General features: G+C 64.6%; 12 protein-coding genes. 7 read left to right on the top strand and 5 right to left on the bottom strand.

Annotated features, from left to right (window positions below; all coding sequences use genetic code 11):
* Positions 1-39 precede the first annotated feature (39 nt).
* The 6 genes from ACMZ6R_RS08195 to ACMZ6R_RS08170 all read left to right on the top strand — a co-directional run bounded on the left by ACMZ6R_RS08195 (position 40) and on the right by ACMZ6R_RS08170 (position 8,347).
* Entirely contained in the window at positions 40-1,281 is a 1,242-nt protein-coding gene (locus ACMZ6R_RS08195) for a CoB--CoM heterodisulfide reductase iron-sulfur subunit A family protein (protein ID WP_416110435.1), read from the top strand.
* 5 nt (positions 1,282-1,286) lie between these two features.
* Positions 1,287-3,590, top strand: a complete 2,304-nt coding sequence (locus ACMZ6R_RS08190) for a hydrogenase iron-sulfur subunit (RefSeq protein ID WP_416110434.1) — start codon at positions 1,287-1,289, stop codon at positions 3,588-3,590.
* Between the two features lie 12 nt (positions 3,591-3,602).
* Entirely contained in the window at positions 3,603-4,802 is a 1,200-nt protein-coding gene (gene qmoC, locus ACMZ6R_RS08185; RefSeq protein ID WP_416110433.1) for a quinone-interacting membrane-bound oxidoreductase complex subunit QmoC, read from the top strand.
* Between the two features lie 14 nt (positions 4,803-4,816).
* Positions 4,817-5,500 (top strand): hypothetical protein, encoded by a 684-nt coding sequence (locus ACMZ6R_RS08180; RefSeq protein WP_416110432.1) that lies wholly within the window; start codon positions 4,817-4,819, stop codon positions 5,498-5,500.
* Positions 5,501-5,779: 279 nt separating this feature from the next.
* Positions 5,780-7,507, top strand: coding sequence for a gamma-glutamyltransferase (ggt, locus tag ACMZ6R_RS08175; protein WP_416110431.1), 1,728 nt, complete (start codon positions 5,780-5,782; stop codon positions 7,505-7,507).
* Positions 7,508-7,732: 225 nt separating this feature from the next.
* Positions 7,733-8,347: a Crp/Fnr family transcriptional regulator gene (locus tag ACMZ6R_RS08170; protein WP_416110430.1), complete on the top strand. Its 615-nt coding sequence runs from the start codon at positions 7,733-7,735 to the stop codon at positions 8,345-8,347.
* Positions 8,348-8,573: 226 nt separating this feature from the next.
* Here the strand turns inward: ACMZ6R_RS08170 and ACMZ6R_RS08165 are convergent, their stop codons facing one another.
* Both ACMZ6R_RS08165 and ACMZ6R_RS08160 read right to left on the bottom strand, forming a co-directional pair.
* Complete coding sequence (locus ACMZ6R_RS08165) at positions 8,574-9,746, bottom strand: GNAT family N-acetyltransferase (protein ID WP_416110429.1); 1,173 nt, start codon at positions 9,744-9,746, stop codon at positions 8,574-8,576.
* A gap of 209 nt (positions 9,747-9,955) precedes the next feature.
* On the bottom strand, positions 9,956-10,297 hold the full coding sequence (locus ACMZ6R_RS08160; RefSeq protein ID WP_416110428.1) for an STAS domain-containing protein: 342 nt from the start codon (positions 10,295-10,297) through the stop codon (positions 9,956-9,958).
* A 193-nt stretch (positions 10,298-10,490) separates the two neighbouring features.
* Here ACMZ6R_RS08160 and ACMZ6R_RS08155 point away from each other — a divergent pair, with 193 nt between their 5' ends.
* Complete coding sequence (locus tag ACMZ6R_RS08155; protein WP_416110427.1) at positions 10,491-11,537, top strand: GGDEF domain-containing protein; 1,047 nt, start codon at positions 10,491-10,493, stop codon at positions 11,535-11,537.
* 501 nt (positions 11,538-12,038) lie between these two features.
* Here the strand turns inward: ACMZ6R_RS08155 and ACMZ6R_RS08150 are convergent.
* The 3 genes from ACMZ6R_RS08150 to ACMZ6R_RS08140 form a co-directional block, all read right to left on the bottom strand.
* The gene (locus ACMZ6R_RS08150) at positions 12,039-13,196 is read right to left on the bottom strand and encodes a polysaccharide deacetylase family protein (RefSeq protein WP_416110426.1); all 1,158 of its coding nucleotides are present in this window, start codon (positions 13,194-13,196) and stop codon (positions 12,039-12,041) included.
* A gap of 192 nt (positions 13,197-13,388) precedes the next feature.
* Positions 13,389-14,480 carry a glycosyl hydrolase gene (locus ACMZ6R_RS08145; protein WP_416110425.1) on the bottom strand — a complete coding sequence of 364 codons (1,092 nt, stop codon included), beginning with the start codon at positions 14,478-14,480 and terminating at the stop codon, positions 13,389-13,391.
* A complete protein-coding gene (locus tag ACMZ6R_RS08140; protein ID WP_416110424.1) occupies positions 14,453-19,324 on the bottom strand; it encodes a tetratricopeptide repeat protein in 4,872 nt (1,623 codons plus the stop codon). Before ACMZ6R_RS08140 ends, ACMZ6R_RS08145 begins: the two co-directional genes overlap by 28 nt.
* Positions 19,325-19,327 lie beyond the last annotated feature (3 nt).

Here is a 19,327-nt window from a genome sequence, read left to right as displayed (position 1 = left end):
CGTTTTCTTGCTGGCCTTAACCATTGCCGGGAGGTTGCGATGGGAAGCAACGCGATACTGGTCGTCGGCGGCGGCTTCAGCGGCATTACCGCCGCGCTCGAAGCCGCGGAAGTCGGCCACGAAGTCTACATAGTCGAGAAAAATCCTTTTCTCGGCGGCCGGGTGATGCAGCTCAACAAGTATTTCCCCAAGCTGTGCCCCCCGTCCTGCGGCCTGGAGATTCAGTTCCAGCGCATTAAGAATAATAAGAACGTCAGATTCTTCACCCTGGCCGAAGTGACCAAGGTCTCCGGAACCGCCGGCGATTACGAAGTCACCGTGTCCATCAAGCCTCGCTACGTCGAGCCCGGCAGCGTCAATCTTTCCGAGACGGTGGCAAAGCTCTCCAAGGACGTCAAAAGCGACTTCGAATTCGGGCTTGGACAGCGCAAGGCCCTGTATATGGATGTCCCCTTCGCCTTCCCCAATCGCTACGTCCTGGACAAGGAACGTTGCACCAAGGAAGACCTGGAGGCCCTGTCCGGCGAGGACGTCATCAATCTCGACGACGCCCCCAGGGAAATCGTGCTCAAGGTAGGCTCCATCATCTACGCCACCGGTTGGAAGCCCTATGATGTGACCCGGCTCACCAACCTCGGCGCGGGCGAAATCGCCAACTGCGTCACCAACATGCAGCTTGAACGCCTGGCTGCCCCGAGCGGACCGACCTGCGGCAAGATCGTGCGCCCCTCGGACGGCAAGGCCCCGCGCTCCGTGGCCTTCGTGCAGTGCGCCGGTTCGCGCGACGAAAACCACCTCAACTACTGCTCCTACATTTGCTGCATGGCGTCGCTCAAGCAGGCGGCCTACGTGCGCGACGCCTTCCCCGACGCCCGCGTCACCATCTACTACATCGATCTGCGCACCCCGGGGCGTTACGACAACTTCGCCAAGCGCATCCTGGCCGATGACCGCGTGAACGCGGTCAAGGGCAAGGTCGCCGCCGTGGCCGAGGACGCCGGCACGGGCGACGTCATCCTCACCGTGGAAGACGCGGTCTCCGGCATCAAGTCCGACAACCGCTTCGAACTGGTGGTGCTGGCCACGGGCATGCAGCCGAGCATTGCCGGCGAGCGCCTGCCGGTGGACGTGCCCGTCGACGAGATGGGCTTTATCGTGGGCGGCGAGGAAAAGGGCATTTTCGCCGCCGGTTGCGCCGCCACGCCGCTTGACGTCATGAAGTCGGCCCAGTCCGCGACCGGTGCGGCCATGAAAGCAATTGCTCTGGTGAGAGGGAGGTAGCGGCGATGGCCGAAAAAATCGGTGTTTATATCGACGAAGCTAGCGTCGCCCCGCTTCTTATAGCCGAGGAGTTGGTCGCGTTTGTCAAGGAAAAGTGCGGCGGGGCCTGCCCCATCGTCAAATCCCACAAGCGGTTGTCGAGCGAGAGCGGCGTGGCCATGATCAAGGCTGACGTCGACGCCGGCGAGATCGACGCGGTGCTCTTGTGCGGCACCTCGCCCCGCGTGGACTGGGACGTGTTCAACTTCGGGGACAAGGTCCTCGTCGAACGCGTCAACCTGCGCGAATTCGTGGTGCTGTCCTACAAGAATCCCGACGGTTCCGCCCCGGTTCCCGGACAGCCCGTCCCGGCGGAGCTCACCTCCATCGTCCATGACTACCTGCGCATGGGCGTGGTGAAGCTCCAGAAGATGAACCGGCCCCATCCGGAACTGCCCGAGACCACCAAGACCATCCTGGTGCTCGGCGGCGGTTTCGCGGGCCTCAACGCCGCCCTGTCCGCCGCCGCCGCCGGCGCGGAAGTGGTGTTGGTCGAAAAGGAAGGCAAGCTCGGCGGCAAGGCGGCCGGGCTCTACAAGACCTTCCCCATGAGCTACCCCTACCTCGAGGCCTCGGATACCGGCATCGAGATGCTTATTGCCAAGGTGAACGGCAGCCCGAAAATTTCGGTGCGCTTAAACACCACGCTCAAGGAGCTCGCCGGCGCGCCGGCGATGTACACGGCCACCCTTACTTCCGGCGGGAAGGAAGAAACGCTTCCCATCGGCGCCGTGGTCCTGGCCGCCGGCTGGTCGCCCATGGACGGCGACGCCCTGGCCCCCTTCGGCTACGGCAAGCTGCAAAACGTCGTGACCTCGGCCGAGTTCGAGGCCATGGTCAAGGCCGGCGAGATCAAGCGGCCTTCCGACGGCAAGGCCCCGTCCTCGGTGGCTTTCATCGTGGACGTGAAAAAGCTGCTCGACGACGCCCTGGCCACCGCCGCCCCGGTCGCGGACGCCCCGGCCGAGGAAGCCAAGCCCGCGGCCAAGAAAGAGGGCGAGGCCGAGGAAGCCGTCTCGCTCTTCGAGCCGATCAAGACGCCCAAGCACCTCATCTACGCTTCCGAGCTGACGAGCCTCGTGGCGCTCAAGCAGGCTAACTACGTCCGGGAAAAGCTCCCCGACGCCGTGGCCATGATCGTCTACGACTCCATGATGGTCCCGGGCATCAACGAACGCTACTACCGCGCCGCCCAGGACAACCCCGGCATCATGCTCACCAAGGGCACGGTGACCGGCGTGACCGCGGAAGGGTCGAGCCTTGTGGTCGCGGCCAAGGACACGCTCCTTGGCGGCGAGATCACCCTTGGCGCCGATCTGGTCGTCCTGCCCACGGGCATGGTGCCGGCCACGGCCCTCGATCCGACTATCAACCTGGTCTACCGGCAGGGCCCGGCCTTCCCGGACCTGGACCTCTTCGACGGGTTCGCGGATTCCAACTACATCTGCTTCCCGTACGAGACGCGGCGCACCGGCATCTATGCCGCCGGCTGCGTGCGCCAGCCCATGACCATGGCCCAGGCCAAGGAAGATGCGGCCGGCGCGGCGCTCAAGGCCCTCCAGTGCATCGAGTCCGCCGGGCACGGCGTGGCCGTGCATCCCCGCTCGGGCGACCTGTCCTACCCGGTGTTCAACTTCGTGCGTTGCACCCAGTGCAAGCGCTGCACCGAGGAATGTCCGTTCGGCGCCCTGGACGACGACGAGAAAGGCACGCCGAAGCCCAATCCCACGCGCTGCCGCCGCTGCGGCACCTGCATGGGCGCCTGCCCCGAGCGTGTCATCTCCTTTGACAACTACAACATCGACATGATCGGCTCCATGATCCGCGAGTGCGAGATTCCGCCCAAGATCGAAGAGGGCGGCCCGCGCGTGTTGATCCTGGCCTGCGAGAACGACGCCTACCCGGCGCTCGACATGGCGGCCATGCGCGGCAAGAAATGGAGCCCCTATGTGCGCATCATCCCGGTGCGCTGCCTGGGTTCGGTCAATGCCATCTGGGTGGCCGATGCCATGAGCAAGGGCGTCGACGGTGTCATGATGCTCGGCTGCAAATACGGCGACGACTACCAGTGCCACTTCGTCAAGGGGTCCGAGATCTGCAACCGCCGCAAGGAGAACATCGCCGAGTCGCTCAAGCGCCTTGGCGTCGAGCCCGAGCGCGTCGAGCAGTATCAGGTGGCCATTGACGAATACGACAAGGTCCCCGACATGATCGACCAATTCATGCATATGGTCCTCAAGATCGGTCCGAACCCGTTCAAAGGCTATTAGGAGGAAGGGTCCATGTCATACGCCGAGCGTATTAAACCCGATCTGCAGTTCGTCAAGGACCTGCAGGCGGCTGGTGGCGATGCTTGCAAGAAGTGCTACCAATGCGCCACCTGCAGCGTGGCCTGTCCTTTGGCCCCGCCCGAGAATCCCTTCCCCCGCAAGGAGATGGTTTGGGCCCAGTGGGGTCTCAAGGATCGTTTCGAGGGCGATATCGACATCTGGCTGTGCCACAACTGCCAGACCTGCTCCGAGCTGTGCCCCCGCGGGGCCCGGCCGGGCGATCTGATCGCCGCCATCCGCAACCTCACCTACCGGGATCTGGTCGAGCCGAAACGGATCGGCACCTGGATGAGTTCGGCCAAGCACCTGCCCAAGCTCATTGCCATCCCGGCCGTGCTGTACCTGTTCATCTGGCTCTTGAGCACTGGTTGGAGCCTGCCCGAAGGTGAAATCATCTACGGCAAGCTCTTCCCCGGTGATTTCACCATCGATCCCATCTTCGGTCTGGTCGCCCTGTTCGTGGCCTTCACCTTCTACAGGGGCGTGACGAAGTTGTGGAAGAGTTTCGGTAAAACCATCCCCACCACCCTGCATATCGGGGCGCCGACCAAAAAGCCGACCATCATCGAATCGATCAAGGCCGTCGTTTTGGACGAGATCGCCACCCACGTGAAGTGGAACGAGTGCGGTAACGATAACACCGAGCGGTACAAGGGACACTTGTCGTTGTTTTACGGCTTCGTGGCCCTGGCCATTGTCACCGGCATCGTGGCCGTGGCCCACTGGGGCGGCAAGATTGTGGAATTCATCGCGCCTATCGGGCATACGCCCATGCCGCTTTGGAGCCCGGTCAAGCTGCTGGCCAACGTCGGCGCCCTGGCGCTGCTCTACGGCCTGACCATGCTGACCCGTCGCCGGCTGGCGACCGATCCCAGCAAGGCCACCTCGTCGTACTACGACTGGTACCTGCTCGGCGTGATCTGGGCCGTGGCGCTGACCGGCATCGGTGCGGAACTGTTCCGTCTGGCCGGCGTGGCCGCCCTGGCCTACCCGACCTATTACCTGCATCTCATCGCGGTCTTCATGCTGTTTGCCTACCTGCCCTGGTCCAAGCTCGGGCACTTGGTCTACAGAACGACGGCATTGGTTTACGCCCATCAGGCTGGGCGGCTTCCCCTCAAACGTGAAGAAGAAAAGATTTTCATGGTCTAATGAAGGAGGATACCATGGCTGAAGCGCGCAAGGTCTTCCCGATGAACGCGTTCGTGTCGTACCTCAAAGGCGTCGACAAGGAAGGCAACAAGAAAGCCGTGGCCGAAATGGTCGGTTACATGGCCGGCATGGAAATCGATGCGGAGCTCGCTCCCTTCGCCGCCGCCCTGGCCAAGGCCTGGATATACGAACAACACCCCGAACTGGTGCGCATGAGCAGCGGCGAGCTGTCCTCCAGCGCCCAGAACGTGTCCGTGTCCATCATGCCCCCGGATGTCGTGGCCGAGGTCAACGCCATTTTCGCCAAGCTGACCGAGACGAAGAAGGCCCATGACGAGCTGGCCGCCAAGCTCGAAAAGGTCGAGGCGGAGCTGGCCGAAAAGACCGCCATCCTGAAGGACGTCGAAGTCCGCTGCAAGGCCGCCGAAGACAAGGCCGGCAAGCTCGAAGCCTCCATGAAGGACGAGGGCGAGAAGGTCATCGTGGCTTCCGAGGCCAAGGTCACCGAGTACATCGGCAAGGTCGACGAGCTGCTGAAAATGATCGAGGATGTCAAAAAGCACGGCGTGGTCACTGTTGCCGGCGGCGGCGCCCCGGCCGGTGAGGCTTCTTCCGGTTCCGGCGAACCGGAGGTCGGCGGTGAGCCGTCCTCCGATTTCGGCTTCGGTTCCGACGCCTTCGCCACCGACAAGTGGTAGTCTCCGGCTGAAAGCCGGTTTGGGAAGGGAGGTCCTTTGGCCTCCCTTTTTTTATGGTTCGTTGTGGTGCCCTGTGACCTGCTTTGGCGTAGCGCCCGGGAGGCGATCGATGGAATGCACGCGGGAAGCCTGGAAGGGTAATCCTTCTCGGATTGCTAAAATTGATAAAATAAATAATTCCAATACTAATTTCGTTGCAAAAAAATGCCAAGAAAATTACATTTTTTTAAACAAAGTGGGACAATCCACTTTGTGGACAAAAAAGAGAGGGTGGTTGCAATGCAAAAAATTATGGTCTGTTTGTTCGTTATGGCGCTGATCCTGGCGCCCGGGGCGCTCTGGGCCCAGACCGGCAAATACAGCGAAACCCCGTCGCGTACGGTTGATCCCATGACCTTGCGGGGCATGGTCACCTCGCCCAATTATCTGGCGACCCAGGCCGGGTTGGATATTTTGCGGGCCGGGGGCAACGCCGTCGACGCGGCCATTGCCGTGGCCTCCACCCTGGCCGTGGTCTATCCCCAGATGTGCACCCTTGGCGGCGATAATTTTTGGCTGATCTACAATGCCAAGACGGGCGAGCTGCGGGCGCTCAACGCCAGCGGGCGTTCGGGGGAAAAGGCCACCATTGCCTTTTACAAAAGTAAGGGCCTGGCCAAAATCCCGGCCCGTGGCTTCCTGGCGGCCAATACCGTGCCGGGCGTGGTTTCCGGCTGGGATGCCGCCTACAAGTACGCCAAGGACTCCATGGGCGGGAACCTGCCCTGGTCGCGCCTTCTCCAATCCGCCATCGGCTATGCCCGCGACGGCTTTCCCGTCAGCCCGAGCCTGGCCCGCTGGGAGGCGATCAACGTTGACCCCAAGGATAAGGAATTTCGCGACCTGCAGCGGTTCGACGCCTTCGCCGGCCTGTACCTGAAGCCCGGGGGCAAGGCCTATGCCACCGGCGAGATCATGAAACTCGCCCCCCTGGCGGCGACCCTGGAAATCCTTGCCAAGGATGGGGCGGACGCCTTTTACAAAGGGCCCATCGCGGACCGGATCGTGGCCTATCTGCAGGCCAACGGCGGCGTGTTGACCCGTGAGGATTTCGCCAGACATACGGCGGATTGGGTCAAGCCGATCCATGTGCCGTACAGGGACCTCGTCGCCTACAATTTCCCGCCGAACACCCAGGGCATGGCATCGCTTGAGATCCTCAACATCATGAACAACTTCGATGTGAAAAAGCTCGGGGAAGGCTCGGCCGACTACTACCACCTGCTCGTGGAGGCGACCAAGCAGGCCTTTGCCGACCGCGACCGCTACCTGACCGACCCGGACTTCTCGCCCATTCCCCTGGACTTCCTGCTCTCCGCCGCGCACAGCAAGGAACAGGCCGCCCGCATCGACCTGAAAAAAGCGGCCAAGGACGTCACCCCGCTCGATCCCAAGGGCGACACCGTCTGGCTCGGCGTGGTCGACAAGGACGGCAACGCCGTTTCGCTGATCCAGAGCATCTACCACGACTTCGGTTCGGGCATCGTGGCCGGCGACACAGGGGTGCTGCTGCAAAACCGGGGCAGCTTCTTCTCCCTTGACCCCAAGCACGTCAACCATCTCGAGCCGCGAAAGCGCACCTTCCATACGCTGAACCCTGCCATGCTCCTCAAGGACGGCAAGCCCTATCTCGTCTACGGCACCATGGGCGGCGAAGGCCAGCCGCAAACCCAGGCCGCCATCGTGACCCGGGTCGTGGATTTCGGCATGATGCCCCAGGACGCCATCAACGCTCCCCGCTGGCTGCATGGCCGCACCTGGGGCGCGTCGTCCAACGATCTGAAGCTGGAAAGCCGCATGGGCGGGGAGGTGGCGGAAGAGCTGCGCCGTCGCGGCCATCCGGTCAAGGTCGTGGACGCCTATACGGATACCATGGGCCATGCCGGCGCGATCCTGATCGATCCCAAGACCGGCGTTCGCTACGGTGCGACCGATCCCCGCGGCGACGGATCGGCGGCCGGATATTAGGCGCTCCCGCAACGGAAGGGGCGGTCCGCAGGGGCCGCCCTTTTTTTTGTGTCGCGACGTCCGCAAGACGCGTAGCCACAAGGGGTTGTGCCCAGGCAGGCCTTCCAGGGACTGCGGGGATATGTGATGATGCTTCACCCGGCAACCCGGGCGGGGCGTCGGGACGCCTGGCGGGATCAATGGCGGGAACAGGCCAGTGCCCACGGCAGCCAATCGGAGAGGAACGTGATCGAGCTTGAGGACGCCGATGCGGCGCGGCTGATTTCCCTTATGCGGGCCTTGCCGCTGTGGGACGATTTTTCGCAGGCGGACCTTGCCCGGCTCGTGACGAGCGGCGCGGTGCGGCGACGCCTGTTCGGCCAGGGCGAGGTCGTGGTGGAGCAGGGCAACTATGAAAAGACCTTTTTCCTGCTTCTTTCCGGCCGGGTGCGGGTGCTGCGGGACGGTCGGGAAATCGCCGTTCTGGCCGAGCCCGGCGCGGTCTTCGGGGAAATGAGCTTCGTGCTCGGCAAGGGCCGCACGGCCACGGTCATGGCCGATGTCCCGACCGATTGCCTGGTCGTGGATATGGGCTATGTGGATTTTCTGGAAAGCCCGGAACGCGAGGATTTTCTCATCCGCATCTTCCGCCGCCTGGCCGGAGTGGTGGCCCAGCGCCTGGGATCGGCCAATGCCCGCAAGGCGGAGCTTTTCACCGCTATCCGGGAGCGGCGCGAGAACCTCAGGTCCCACATCGCGGCCGAGCGGCAAACCATCGCCACCCTGCGGCACGAACTCGAACGCCTGGATACCACCGACGACGAGGCCGTCCTGCGTCAGCTGCTCGATAGGAGATTTTGAGGGGAGAATGGGGAAGGGGAGGAGGCGAAGAGCTTCCGGGGGAGGGGTTTTTTTGAAAAAAAACTCCCTCCCCCGGACCCCCACCCTCAAAAACTTCTATAAGGGGGAGAGTTGCGGCGGGATAACTCCTTGGAAAGAGACGTGAGGAGAAGGAGAAGCCGCATTCCCCATGGGATTCCAAAGGGCGGGAGCCCGTTGGCCGCCGGAGGCATTCCCCCTGCGATCGCTAGCCCTGGCGCTTGCTGGGCAACAGTTCGTTGAGCTCGTCGATGTAGTGCTTTTCCAGCTGGTTGACCCGGTCGATGTGGGTGCGGAAAATCATGTCCATGCGCGGGTCGAAAAAGCGGTGGCTGCTGTAGCTCGAAACCGAGACAAAGCCGCGCCGGGCCTTGTGCGCCCCGCCCATGCCCGGGTCGTAGCGCGTGATGCCGTTGGCGATGCCCCAGGCGATGGGAGCGTAGTAGCACAGTTCGAAATGGAGAAACGGGATGTCCTCGAAGGCACCCCAATAGCGGCCGAACAGGATGTCGTCCTTATGCGCCAGCAGGGCCAGGGCCACCGGATCGCGCCGGCCGGCCTTGAAGGCGGCGGCAAAGGCCAGGCGATGGCGGAAGGCGGCGGGCAGACCCTCGAAAAATTCCGGGGTCAGGTAGCGGCAGCCCCAGGGACCGAACTTGGCGTTGGTCTTGTCGTAGAGCTCGCGCATGATGGGGAAAAACGTGTCCGGGATGTCCGCGCCGGAAACGACCCGCACCTCGATGCCCGCTGCGGCCAGGGCCCGGCGTTCATGCCGTATGGCCTTGCGTCGATTGGTGTTCAGCGTGGCCAGGAAGTCCTCGAAATCGCCGTACTGCCGGTTGCGCCACAAATAGCCCTGATGCCGCCAGGCCGTGAAGCCGAAGTCCTCGGACGAGGCGGCGAACTCCGGTTCGGTAAAAAGCAACGCCGCGCCCTGGACGCCGTTGCCCAGGCAGTGTTGCTCGATGGTCTCGAAAAGCCGCCGCGACAACCGCACCTGGTTGCATTGCGGGTCCATCAGGAACCGGAGTCCCGTGGCCGGGGTGAAGGGGCTGGCCCCCACCAGGCGCGGATAATAGGGCAGGCCGAGCCGGCTGGCCGCCTCGCCCCACAGCTGGTCGAAAACGAATTCCCCGTCGGAATGCCATTTGAGGTAGAGTGGAATGGCCCCCACCAGCCTGCCCGAGGCATGGGCGAGCAAATGGTTGGGATACCACCCCTTGGCCGGCGAGGCGCTGCCGGAATCCTCCAGAAGCTTGAGCCAGGCCCACTCGAAAAAAGGCGTTTCCAGGGACGCGGCCAGGGCGTCCCATTCCGGCTGCGCGGTCTCGCTCATGGAGCGGACAAAGCGCAGGGTGAGTTGGTCGGCAGGAACGGTCATGGCGAAATCATACGCCGCTCCCCGCGTTCTGTCATCATGCGGCGGGACCGGGCGACGAGGATGATCACCGGCTGCGATCCGTGCCCAGCCACGCGCCAGAAGCGGGGGGGGCGGGAGCGCACGACAGCCCTCCGGGCAGTGGGCTGATGCGCCGTGCGCCGTCGCGGCAGGCATCCCCGGCGGATCGGCCTCGGGGGGGAAAGCGGCGATCAGGCGGTCAGAGCGGCCAACGCGGCATCGGCATCGTCGAAAATGGCGAATACCTTGCCAAGGTCGGTAATGCGCAGCACCTTGGCCACGCCGTCGGCTATGGAGCATAGCGCCACGCTGCCGCCTTCGGGCAGCAGCCGGTTGCGCACTGTGATCAGGGAGCCGATGGCGCTGGAGTCCAGAAACTCCACGCCGGAAAGGTCGATGACCAGAACCTTGGGCGCGGTCTCGATATGCGGGGCCAGACACCGCTGGAAATCGGGACACACGGTGTAGTCAAAGGTTTTGGGCAGTCCGGTCACCAGCGTGACCGGGCCGTGCTGGGTAGCGATCAAATCCATGGAGCCTCCGATGCGCCAGGAAGGCGACGCTTGGCGTTTACCATGGGGCCAGGGATGGGGCAACCCGGCATAAAGTTGCAAATATTTTTCTTCCGAACAGCAGCGCTTGTGTGTATCAGAGTAGAGCCGCGCAAGAAAACGGATCGGGCCGCCCAGAAGCCCCGACAGAGCGGCCGGAGGTGCAACACACACCATGAACAAGGCCCCCGGTCAACTCAAAGGCGGGTCTCCCCCCGAGGCCTGTTCCGACTCGGTCTGCGCCATGCTCGACCGGGTCGGCGTGCCCCGCGATTCCAAATGGCGGGGGCTCATCCTCTACATGCGCAGCATCAAGAACTACGATTTCCTGGACAACGAACAAAAAGAGCAGTTGCAGGCCCTGGGCATGGAAGTGCTCAAGGCCCGGGATTTTTCCGAGGCGAAATTCCAGGAAGTCATCAAGGCCAACGAGCGCATCCTGAGCGCCCCCTGGAACCTGGCCCTCACCCGGACGCTTAAGGAAACCGCCGCCCTGGTTCAGGAATTTCAGGACACGCTCTTCAAGCACAAGGGCGGCGTGCAGAAGCTCGAAAAAGTCACCGTCGAAGCCGTGGAATCCGGCGGCGACGTGGAACGCATGCTCGGCACCATCCGTCGCGGATTCCAGGAAATGGCCACTCTCATCGAAGAGGACGCCGAAAAAATGGTGGCCATGAGCCTGACCGATTCCCTCACCGGCATCCATAACCGCCGGTCCTTCGACAACCACATCGAAAGGGTCGTGGCCAGGGCCGAGGCCGAACAACGCCCCCTGTCCCTTTTCATGTGCGACATCGACCACTTCAAAAACTTCAACGACCAGCATGGCCACCGCATCGGTGACCAGGCCCTGGTCGTGGTCGGGGCCATCCTCAAAGGCTTTGCCGAGGAAATGAAACAGCTCGAGGACCGTGATATTTTCCCCGCCCGTTACGGCGGCGAGGAATTCGCTGTGGCCCTCTCCGATATCGGCAAGGAAGAAGCCGAGGAACTGGCCGAAATCATCCGACGCAAAATCGAACGCTACAACTTCGTCATCCGGGACCCCGACGGCCAGATCCTGGCCTCGGGCATCAAAATCAACGTCAGCATTGGCGTGGCCGAACTGCTCGTGGATTGCCCCGGATGCGGCGTCGCCCACCTTGTCGACGCCGCCGACAAAGCCCTCTATCTGGCCAAATCCTCCGGCCGCAACCAGGTTCGCGTCTACGTCAGGCCGTAGCGGGCGAGCGGGCCAGCGGGGTAGGACAGGACAGGACCGGACAGGGGCTCTGCCCCTGACCCCGCCGGAGGGCTTATGCCCTCCGGACCTCCCTTTACCGGGTTGGGATGGTGGGTGGCGGGGAAGGTGGATGGGCGGGTCGGGTCGATCTTGTTGCCGCAATCGGCCCGGCGGCACGAGGCGCTTTAGCGCCTCGACGCCGGACACGATTGCGGCAACAACCGCGCCAGCGGCGAAGCGCCGCATTGAAGAAAAATAGGGCAAGTTTTCTTAAGTTCGCCCCGAAGGGGCGACGGCGTGGTGGCGGCGGAATTTGCTTGGGACGAGCTTGTCGCGGAGCGACATGCACCGTCCCGACAAATTCCGCCGCCATCTTCTCCACACTCCGCCTTCCCGCCCGCCAACCCTGCTCCCGCCCAGCCAAAGCACACCGGAAGGGGGGGCCGGGGGGCCCGTGGCCTCCCGGCGGGGGCATGGGGGCAGAGCCCCCGCTTCTTCGCCTTACTTCCCGCTACCGCTTGCCAGGTAGTACCTGCCGTCCTTGAGGGTCGCGGTGGTGGTGACGTATTTGGCCAGGTCGCGCAGAGTGACGAAGGCGATTTCCTTGTGCTTGGCCAGCATGGGCAGCAGGGCTTCCCATTGTTCGTTGGTGAATTCGTCGGGGCCGTGGGAGTAAAGGCAGCCGACGCCGCCCACTTCGTCGAGTTTTTTGAGGAAAGCTTCGAGTTTGGCTTTGAATTCGGGGCTGGCTGGGTTTGTGCCGAAGAGGTCGCGGGGTTTCTCGGCGAAGACGCGGTAGAGGTTGTAGCCGTCGGGGGAGCCGAGGGCGACGTTGCCGGCCGGGCCGACGCGGCCGATGTTCATGTTCAGTTCGCTGGTGATCTTGCGGGAGACGGCGTCGGTGACCAGGAAGGGGTAGACCATGGAGGTGCAGGCGTAGCCGGGGAGTCCGGCCTCGATGTCTTTTTTCCCGTTTTCCATCTCGTAGCGGGCATTTTGGGGAATATCGACGTAGAGCGGCACCAGGCCGTTTTTGAAGAAGATGTCGATCTTGTCGTTTTTGGACAGGAAGGCGGCGTGGATATTGGCGTAGTAGGTGTCGCCGAGTTCGGCGGTGACGCCGCGGGTGTTGTTGAGGGCTTCGACGAGCGCCTTGAGGTTGGGGGTGGGGCCTTTTTCGGACAGATCGAATTCCGCCACGGGCTCGGGCTTGTTGTCGACGAAGATGCGCAGTTTGGCGGCGGCCGGGTCGACGGCGGCGAAGGCGGATTTGGCGGCTGGGTTGTAGTAGCGCAGCCGGATGACGTCGCCGGGGGCCACCGGCACGTGGTCGCGGGTGTGGTTGGCGATCTCGTGGCCGTTGGCCACGTGTTTGGCCATGACGGCGTAGTCGTCGGCCGTGGCCTTGGCGGTATTGACGGCCAGGGTGGTTTTGATGCCGTAGGCATCGCTGTCGCTGGCGAGTTTCGACCAGAGGGCCAGGTTGGGCAGGTCGTCGATGACGATGGCGAGGTAGGCCCGGGGGCCCTTGCCGGGCAGGGGCACGCCCTTGGTGGCGCTGGTGAGGCCCTGGGCGGCGGCCTGGGGCGGGCAGGCGGCCAGCAGGATGGACGCCATAAGGAAAAAGCCGCCAAGGGCGGCGGTAATGCGCGGTCGCATGGGTATATCCTCCGGTTCTGGGTATCCTTGAAACTAATTCATAGGGGCTGTTTTTCAAAAAACAAGCCGGAAGAAAGCCTTTTAAAAAAGCTTTGTCTCCCACAACCTGTTGAAAAGTTTAGGAAGGGGAGAGCGCGAGAGGGGAGAACCCTTTTTAAAGGGTTTCCCCTCTCGCACGTTCTTCCCCTCCCCTTACTTCAAGCTTTGCAGCCAGTCGAACAGGCCCGGGGCGTTGCCGCCGAGGCGCCAGATGGCCAGACGGGAAAAACCGGCGGCGCGGGCGGCCTGCCACAGGGTGGACAGGGTTTGCGCGTCGGCGTGCCAGATTTCGTGGGATTTGCCCTCGGCGTCGCGGTATTGGCTGACGAGGTAGCCGTCGGGGGCGGAGCGTGTGGAGGGGACTTTCTTGCGGGCCACCAGAGTCGCGGCGGCGGTTTCGTCGCGTTGGACGGCGGATTTGCCTTCGGTCCAGTCGAAGCCGCCGGTGGACAGCGCCAGCCCCGTGGCGGAAAGCGCCCCGATGGCGCGAAGCGCGTTCGCCTGATCGGCCAGGAAGGCCGGGGTGGCCTTGGGGCCGGGGCCGGAGTGGGAGCCGAAGAGGTTGTAGCCCATGAGCAGGTATTGGGGGCCCACGGGAAGAGGCTTGCCGAGGTAGCGGGCCTGGGGTTGGAGCAGCACGGACAGGGCGAGTCCTTCCCGGCTGGTGCGCTGGTAAAGCTCCCGGACGAAGTCCAGGAAGGCCGGCCAGTCATCGGCGGCGATATTTTCGTAATCGATTTCGAGGCCCGCGAAACGGGAGCGTTTGGCCAGGGCGATCAGGGCGTCGCCATGGGCCGCCCGGGCGGCCGGGGTGGAGACCAGCCGCTTGACCAACTCCGGGTCCTTGAGCCTGGCGTTTTTGCCCGAAGGCGGAGTCAGGTCGTTGACCACGGTCAAAAAGGCCGGGGTGCGGCCGAAGGCGCGCCCCACGTCGCCGTGAAAGAGCGCTTCCCATTCCGGGGCCAGGTACGGCCGGTCCTTGTCGTCAAACGATGCGGCGAACACCCGCACCGTGTCGAAAATGCCGGGGTGCGCCCGCCATTCGGCCATGCCCCGGGACAGGTCCCAGTAGGCTATCCAGGCCGTGAGCCTGTCGGTTGGCCCGGTCTGCCCCATGGCCGGCCGGGCCGGCCCGGCCAGAAGGACGAGGGCCAGGGCCAGCCCGGCCAGAAGGGTCGACGCGAGGGGGATTTTCCGGCTTTCGCCGGGATGTCCCCCTAGAATATATAGCTTATGCTGGCCCATGCTTCATTGAGGTTATAGGTGGGGGTGCTGAAGTAGGAGTACTTGAGTGAGAGCTTTAACCGCTCTTTCATGGTGATGTCCATGCCGGCGTTGACGCGCCAGATGTTGCGCCAGTCGTTGTCGCGGTCGCGCGAGGGGCCGTAGCCCACGCTGCCGTTGAGGTTGTACCAGCGGGTGGGGGAGTAGCCGAAGCTGGCGTAGGCCAGGTGGGTGGCCAGGTCGAGGGGCACCCAGTACTCGATGGGGTTGCGGTCGCTGTTGGCGAACTGGAAGGCGTAGCCCACCGAAAACATCGGATATTCGAACAGGCGGCGCAGCAGGCGGCCGTCCACGGAACCGGTTTCGTTGCCGTCGGTGCGAGAGATGGCGTGGCCGCTCACGAAGAGGTCCCAGAAGTCGAGGATGCGGGTGTGGGTGAGGAGGCTTACGCGGTTGGCCATGATCTGGGCGTAGATGGCCTCCACGGTGTCGATGCGCTCATGGGCGCCCTGCAGTTCCCAGATGCCGTCGACCTTGAGGCCCTTGGGCGCGATGGGGCCGTGGAGGGTGACCTGGCCGCCCGGGAACGTGCCGGGGCCGTCCTCGGTGTTCGTGAGCTGTCCCTGGGCTTCGATCCAGTATTCGGATCGGAAGAACCAGCGCGCGCCCAGGGTGAGGTCCTCGCCGTTTAGGTACTGGGTATGCCTCGAATTGAAGACGTTGTAGGCGTCCTGGGGATCGAGATAGCCGTTGGCATAGGTGTTGTTGACGGCTTTGATCAGCTGCCCGCGGCGCTGGTAGCTGTCGATGGACCATTCGATGCGGCCGGCGCGCACGTACACCATGACGTCGTCGCGCGGATGCACCTCGCCGCTTAAGCCATACCACCAGTAGCGGCGGTTGTCGCTGTCCCACCACGTGTCCATGGAGGCCTCGGCCCTGGGTCGGGTGCGCAGTTTGGCCCGAAAGAGCTGGGTCGCGGCGCGCTCGGAATCGGGGCTCAGGTCAACGGCCTTTTCGGCCAGTCGCACGGCCACAGGGTCGTCGTGCTCGTAGTAGGCGTTGACGGCGTGGTTGTAGGTCAGATCCTCGGGGTTGGCCTTGAGGTCCTTGGCTTCCTGGAAATAGTTGTCGGCCTGGCCGAGCTGTTCCTGCCAGGAATAGACCTTGGCCAGCTCCAGGGAGACCTGGTGCATGGGGTCGGCCCGGTTGAGGTAGTTTTCGAGGCCGGCCACGTCGAGGCGCGGCGAGACGGCCTTGGCGGCGGTCAGCCGGGGATTGGCCATGGGCGTCCAGAAACCCTCGGGCGCGAGGTTGAAGGCTCGGGGAAAGTGCTGGTCGACCACGGCCGTGTAGGCGTCGCGAGCGGCGGCATCGGCCACGAGTAGTTCGTCCGGGGCGCTGCCGCCGGGGTAGAAAAAGACCGGTTGCTTTTGCCCCAAAAGCTCGCCGCTGGGGTCCAGGGCCTTCAAGCGTTCGGTGAGCCGCGCCTCCATGGCCGCCTTGTCCGTCACGCCCCTGGCCGCGCCGGCCACGCTCCAAAGCGGGACGGCATAGCCGCCGGGGCCGGTGACATAGGGCGGATTGTGGTCGGTCAGGGCCAGGGACCAGCGGCCGGTGCCCACCAGCCGGGCCACTTCGGCCGCGTCCGGCAGATAGGGTGTTGCGGGCACCAGGGATTCGCCGCCGACCACGAGTACGGCCTTGCCGCCGACCTCGGCCAGCAGGATGTCGATCTTGTCCAGCACGGCCGCGTCGGTGCGGTCGACGAGGAGGAGCACCTGGGGCGCGGTGTCCGTGTTCTTGTGTTCGCGGGCGGCCTGTCCCGTCGGGCGCTCGGCCAGTTCCGCAAGGCTCAGGAACTGCCCCTTTTGTTCGGCCAGGGCGCGCAGATGTGCGGCCATCTGGGACAGGCGCACCTTGCCCGGCGCGTCGGCGTCGCGCACGTCGCTGTAATAGAGACACAACACGCCGCTGCCCGGGCCGAACTCGCGCAGCTTTTCCAGCGTGGGGTAGGCCGGGCGAAAGCGGTGGTCGGCGGCAGCGGCGATGGCGAACTTCATGCTGGCGGCGGCGTCGTCCGGCTCGGCGGCGTGGAGCCGCTTGGCCACCTTATAGGCCTCGGCTTCCTTGCCGGTCAGCTGGTAGACGCTCAGAAGGCCGCGAAGCGACGAGAGGTGGTCGGGATTCTTGGCCAGCATGGCCTCGAACTGTTCCTTGGCCTCGGGGAATTTCTCCTGGTCGAGGAGCACCCGGCCGAGCAGGTTTTGCAGGTTCAGGGAATCTGGGTCGATGGCCAGGCCGCGGCGGGCATAGTCCTCGCAGGCCGGCAGGTCCCGGGTGAATTCCGTGGCCTCGGCGGCGTAGCGCAGAAGCTCCCGGTCCTTGGGGTGGGCGGCGAGGCCGAGGGCCGCTTCGGTCGCCGCGTCCTCGTAGCGGCCAAGGCCCATGAGCGCCTCGCACACGATGGCCCCGAGCACCGGGGACTTGTTGGCGGCGTAGGCCTTGCCCAGGGCGTCCACGGTTTCCTGGTAGCGCGTCTGGCGGCTCAACGCCCGGCCGAGGCCGGCCAGATAGTCCGAGGAATTCGGCTCGCGGGCGAGCAGATCGCGATACAGCGATTCGGACCCGGCTGGATCGCCCATTTCCAGGCGCACTGCGGCCGCCGTGCCGAAGACGGCGCGGTCGCCCTTGGCCAGTCTGGCCTCGTACCAGGCGGCATACTCCCGGGCGGCGGTGAAATTGTTCCCGGCGGCGAGCAGGGAGATGACGCGCTGGCGCATGCGGTCGTCGTTGGGGGCCAGGGTCAGGGCCTGGCGGAAATGGACCAGGGCCTCCTTTTCCTTGCCGTCGAGGAACGCGAATTCACCCAGGGCGTATTCCCGGTCGAAGGGCGAGGCCTTGGCGATGGCCTCGGCCAGGAGACGGTCGGCGTCGTCGGAGCGCCCCTGGCGCTTGCGGGCCAGGGCCAGGTAGAGCCGGGCCTCGTTCTGGCCGGAATCGTCGGCCAGGGCGGCTTCCAGGAAGGTGGCGGCCTCCTCGATGCGGCCCACGTCCCACAGCACCTTGCCGGCGTCGGCCAAAATGGCGCCCATGGCTTTGGGCGGCAGGTTTTTGGCCCAGGCCGGGGGCGTCAGGAAGAAAAAGCCGTCCCCGAACTGGGCGTCGACCAGGGCGCGGCCGATGCGCAGATAGAGCTTGCCGGCAAGCTGGGGGGAGAGCGCCACGCGCACGAGCTTGCCGTCGGCATTGAACCCGGTCACGGCGGACTGGCCGAGCCCGTCCGCCGGCAGGACGGCCAGGGCGTGGAGTTTTTCGAGGGCCAGGTCTCCCTGGCCGTTGCGCAGGGCGGCAAGCCCCGCGAGCAATTCGCCGTACGGACCGTAATTTTTGCCCTGAAGCACGTTGCCGACCAGATCCCAGCGGTTGACCGCGCCGAGCGTCCAGGCCAGGCCCAGGGGCGAAATCTCGGGCGCATAGGTTTTGAGCAGGGCCATGGCGGCGTCCTGCTTGCCGCTTTCAAGCAGCAGCGGCACCACCCGGGCCAGGAGCGGATCGCCGGCGGGCAGCCCTTCCTTCAGGGAGACTTTCCAGAGGCCGAGGGCCGCGTCGGGGCGGTTGGCGGCCCACAGCCGCCAGCCCACGTCGCGCAGGATGGAGGCCCGGGTGTCGAGTCCTTCGGTTAGGGCCTCGACCTCCCTGACGGTCTTCTCCGCGTCGCCGGTCTTGCCGATGGTGGAGGTCATGGCGTCGGCCAGGTCGATGAACTGGCCGCGGAAGGGCCGGCGGTTCTTGATGCGCCGCATCTCTTCGGAGGCGACGGAAAGGTCGCCCTTGTTCCAGGCGGTCAGGGCCAGGCCGAAATGGAGTCCGTCCTGGTCGGGCCCGTCCCGCAGCTTGTCTTCGAAGGCGGTGGCGGCATCCGTCTGGTCCGAGGCGCGCAGGGCCATGATGTAGCGGCCCTGGAGCACGGGATTTTTGGGGTCGAACTGCAGGCTTGTGGCCAGAAACGCGCTGGCCTTTTTATACTCCTTGGCCGTCAGCCGGGCGTCGGCGATCCAGCTGGCCCACCGGCCCACATCCGGGGCGTTGCGCCAGTCCTTCTCCCACAGGTCGGCGGCCTTGGCCGGTTCGCCCCGGTCGAGAAACACCCAGCCCAGTTCGCCGGTAACGGCCACCTGGTCGTAGCCGCCGGCCAGGGCCTTTTCGAGCAGGGTTTGGGCCAGGGGGAGGTCGTTTTCCCCGAGCATCCGCTTTCCGGCGTAAAACTGGAGCGCGGCCAGGACGTCCTTTCGCGGCCCCGCATCGTCGGCCGCGGCCAGTTCGCCCATGGCCGTCGCGTCCCCGGCGGCGTAGCCGGCGGCGAGCCGCGCCACCTGCCTGTCCCGGTTCGTGGTCGGCTTCCAGGCGGCGAGAAAGCGCGTCAGGTCGGCCTTGGCATCTGGCCTGGACAGCAGGTCGAGGATGAGCGCGCCGCTGGTCTTTTCACTGACGCCGGCCAGGTAGCGGGCCAAATCCGTGTCCTTGCCCCCGGACTGCTCGTCCAGGCGCAGAAGCGCCGTCAACGTCAGGGTGTTGGCCATGACGTTGTCCGGCTCCACCTTGCGCGCCACGGCCAGGGTGTCGACGGCCCCGGCATAGTCCTTCCCGGCGATCTGCAACGAGGCTTTCTGGGTCCACAGGGGCGGATAGGCCGGGTCCTGGGACAAGGCCTTTTCCACGAGCTGCAAGGCCTGCTCGAACTGTCCACGGGCCTGGGCCTGCTGGGATTGCTGCAGCAGGGTCACCACCGAGGCGTCGGCGGCCAGGGCCGGGGTCGGGGCGGAGAGAAACAACGCCAGGAAGAGGAGAAACCGGATATGCATGGC

It is taken from the genome of Solidesulfovibrio sp. C21, assembly GCF_047785625.1.
Taxonomy (GTDB): Bacteria; Desulfobacterota; Desulfovibrionia; order Desulfovibrionales; family Desulfovibrionaceae; genus Solidesulfovibrio.
This window is presented reverse-complemented; position numbering and strand designations above follow the sequence as displayed.

What these genes read in the sequence shown, in the direction of transcription:
- ACMZ6R_RS08140 (WP_416110424.1), bottom strand. Translation starts at nt 19,324, where the DNA reads ATGCATATCCGGTTTCTCCTCTTCCTGGCGTTGTTTCTCTCCGCCCCG.
- ACMZ6R_RS08165 (WP_416110429.1), bottom strand. Translation starts at nt 9,746, where the DNA reads ATGACCGTTCCTGCCGACCAACTCACCCTGCGCTTTGTCCGCTCCATG.
- ggt (WP_416110431.1), top strand. Translation starts at nt 5,780, where the DNA reads ATGCAAAAAATTATGGTCTGTTTGTTCGTTATGGCGCTGATCCTGGCG.
- ACMZ6R_RS08195 (WP_416110435.1), top strand. Translation starts at nt 40, where the DNA reads ATGGGAAGCAACGCGATACTGGTCGTCGGCGGCGGCTTCAGCGGCATT.
- ACMZ6R_RS08190 (WP_416110434.1), top strand. Translation starts at nt 1,287, where the DNA reads ATGGCCGAAAAAATCGGTGTTTATATCGACGAAGCTAGCGTCGCCCCG.
- ACMZ6R_RS08145 (WP_416110425.1), bottom strand. Translation starts at nt 14,480, where the DNA reads ATGGGCCAGCATAAGCTATATATTCTAGGGGGACATCCCGGCGAAAGC.
- ACMZ6R_RS08160 (WP_416110428.1), bottom strand. Translation starts at nt 10,297, where the DNA reads ATGGATTTGATCGCTACCCAGCACGGCCCGGTCACGCTGGTGACCGGA.
- qmoC (WP_416110433.1), top strand. Translation starts at nt 3,603, where the DNA reads ATGTCATACGCCGAGCGTATTAAACCCGATCTGCAGTTCGTCAAGGAC.
- ACMZ6R_RS08150 (WP_416110426.1), bottom strand. Translation starts at nt 13,196, where the DNA reads ATGCGACCGCGCATTACCGCCGCCCTTGGCGGCTTTTTCCTTATGGCG.
- ACMZ6R_RS08155 (WP_416110427.1), top strand. Translation starts at nt 10,491, where the DNA reads ATGAACAAGGCCCCCGGTCAACTCAAAGGCGGGTCTCCCCCCGAGGCC.
- ACMZ6R_RS08180 (WP_416110432.1), top strand. Translation starts at nt 4,817, where the DNA reads ATGGCTGAAGCGCGCAAGGTCTTCCCGATGAACGCGTTCGTGTCGTAC.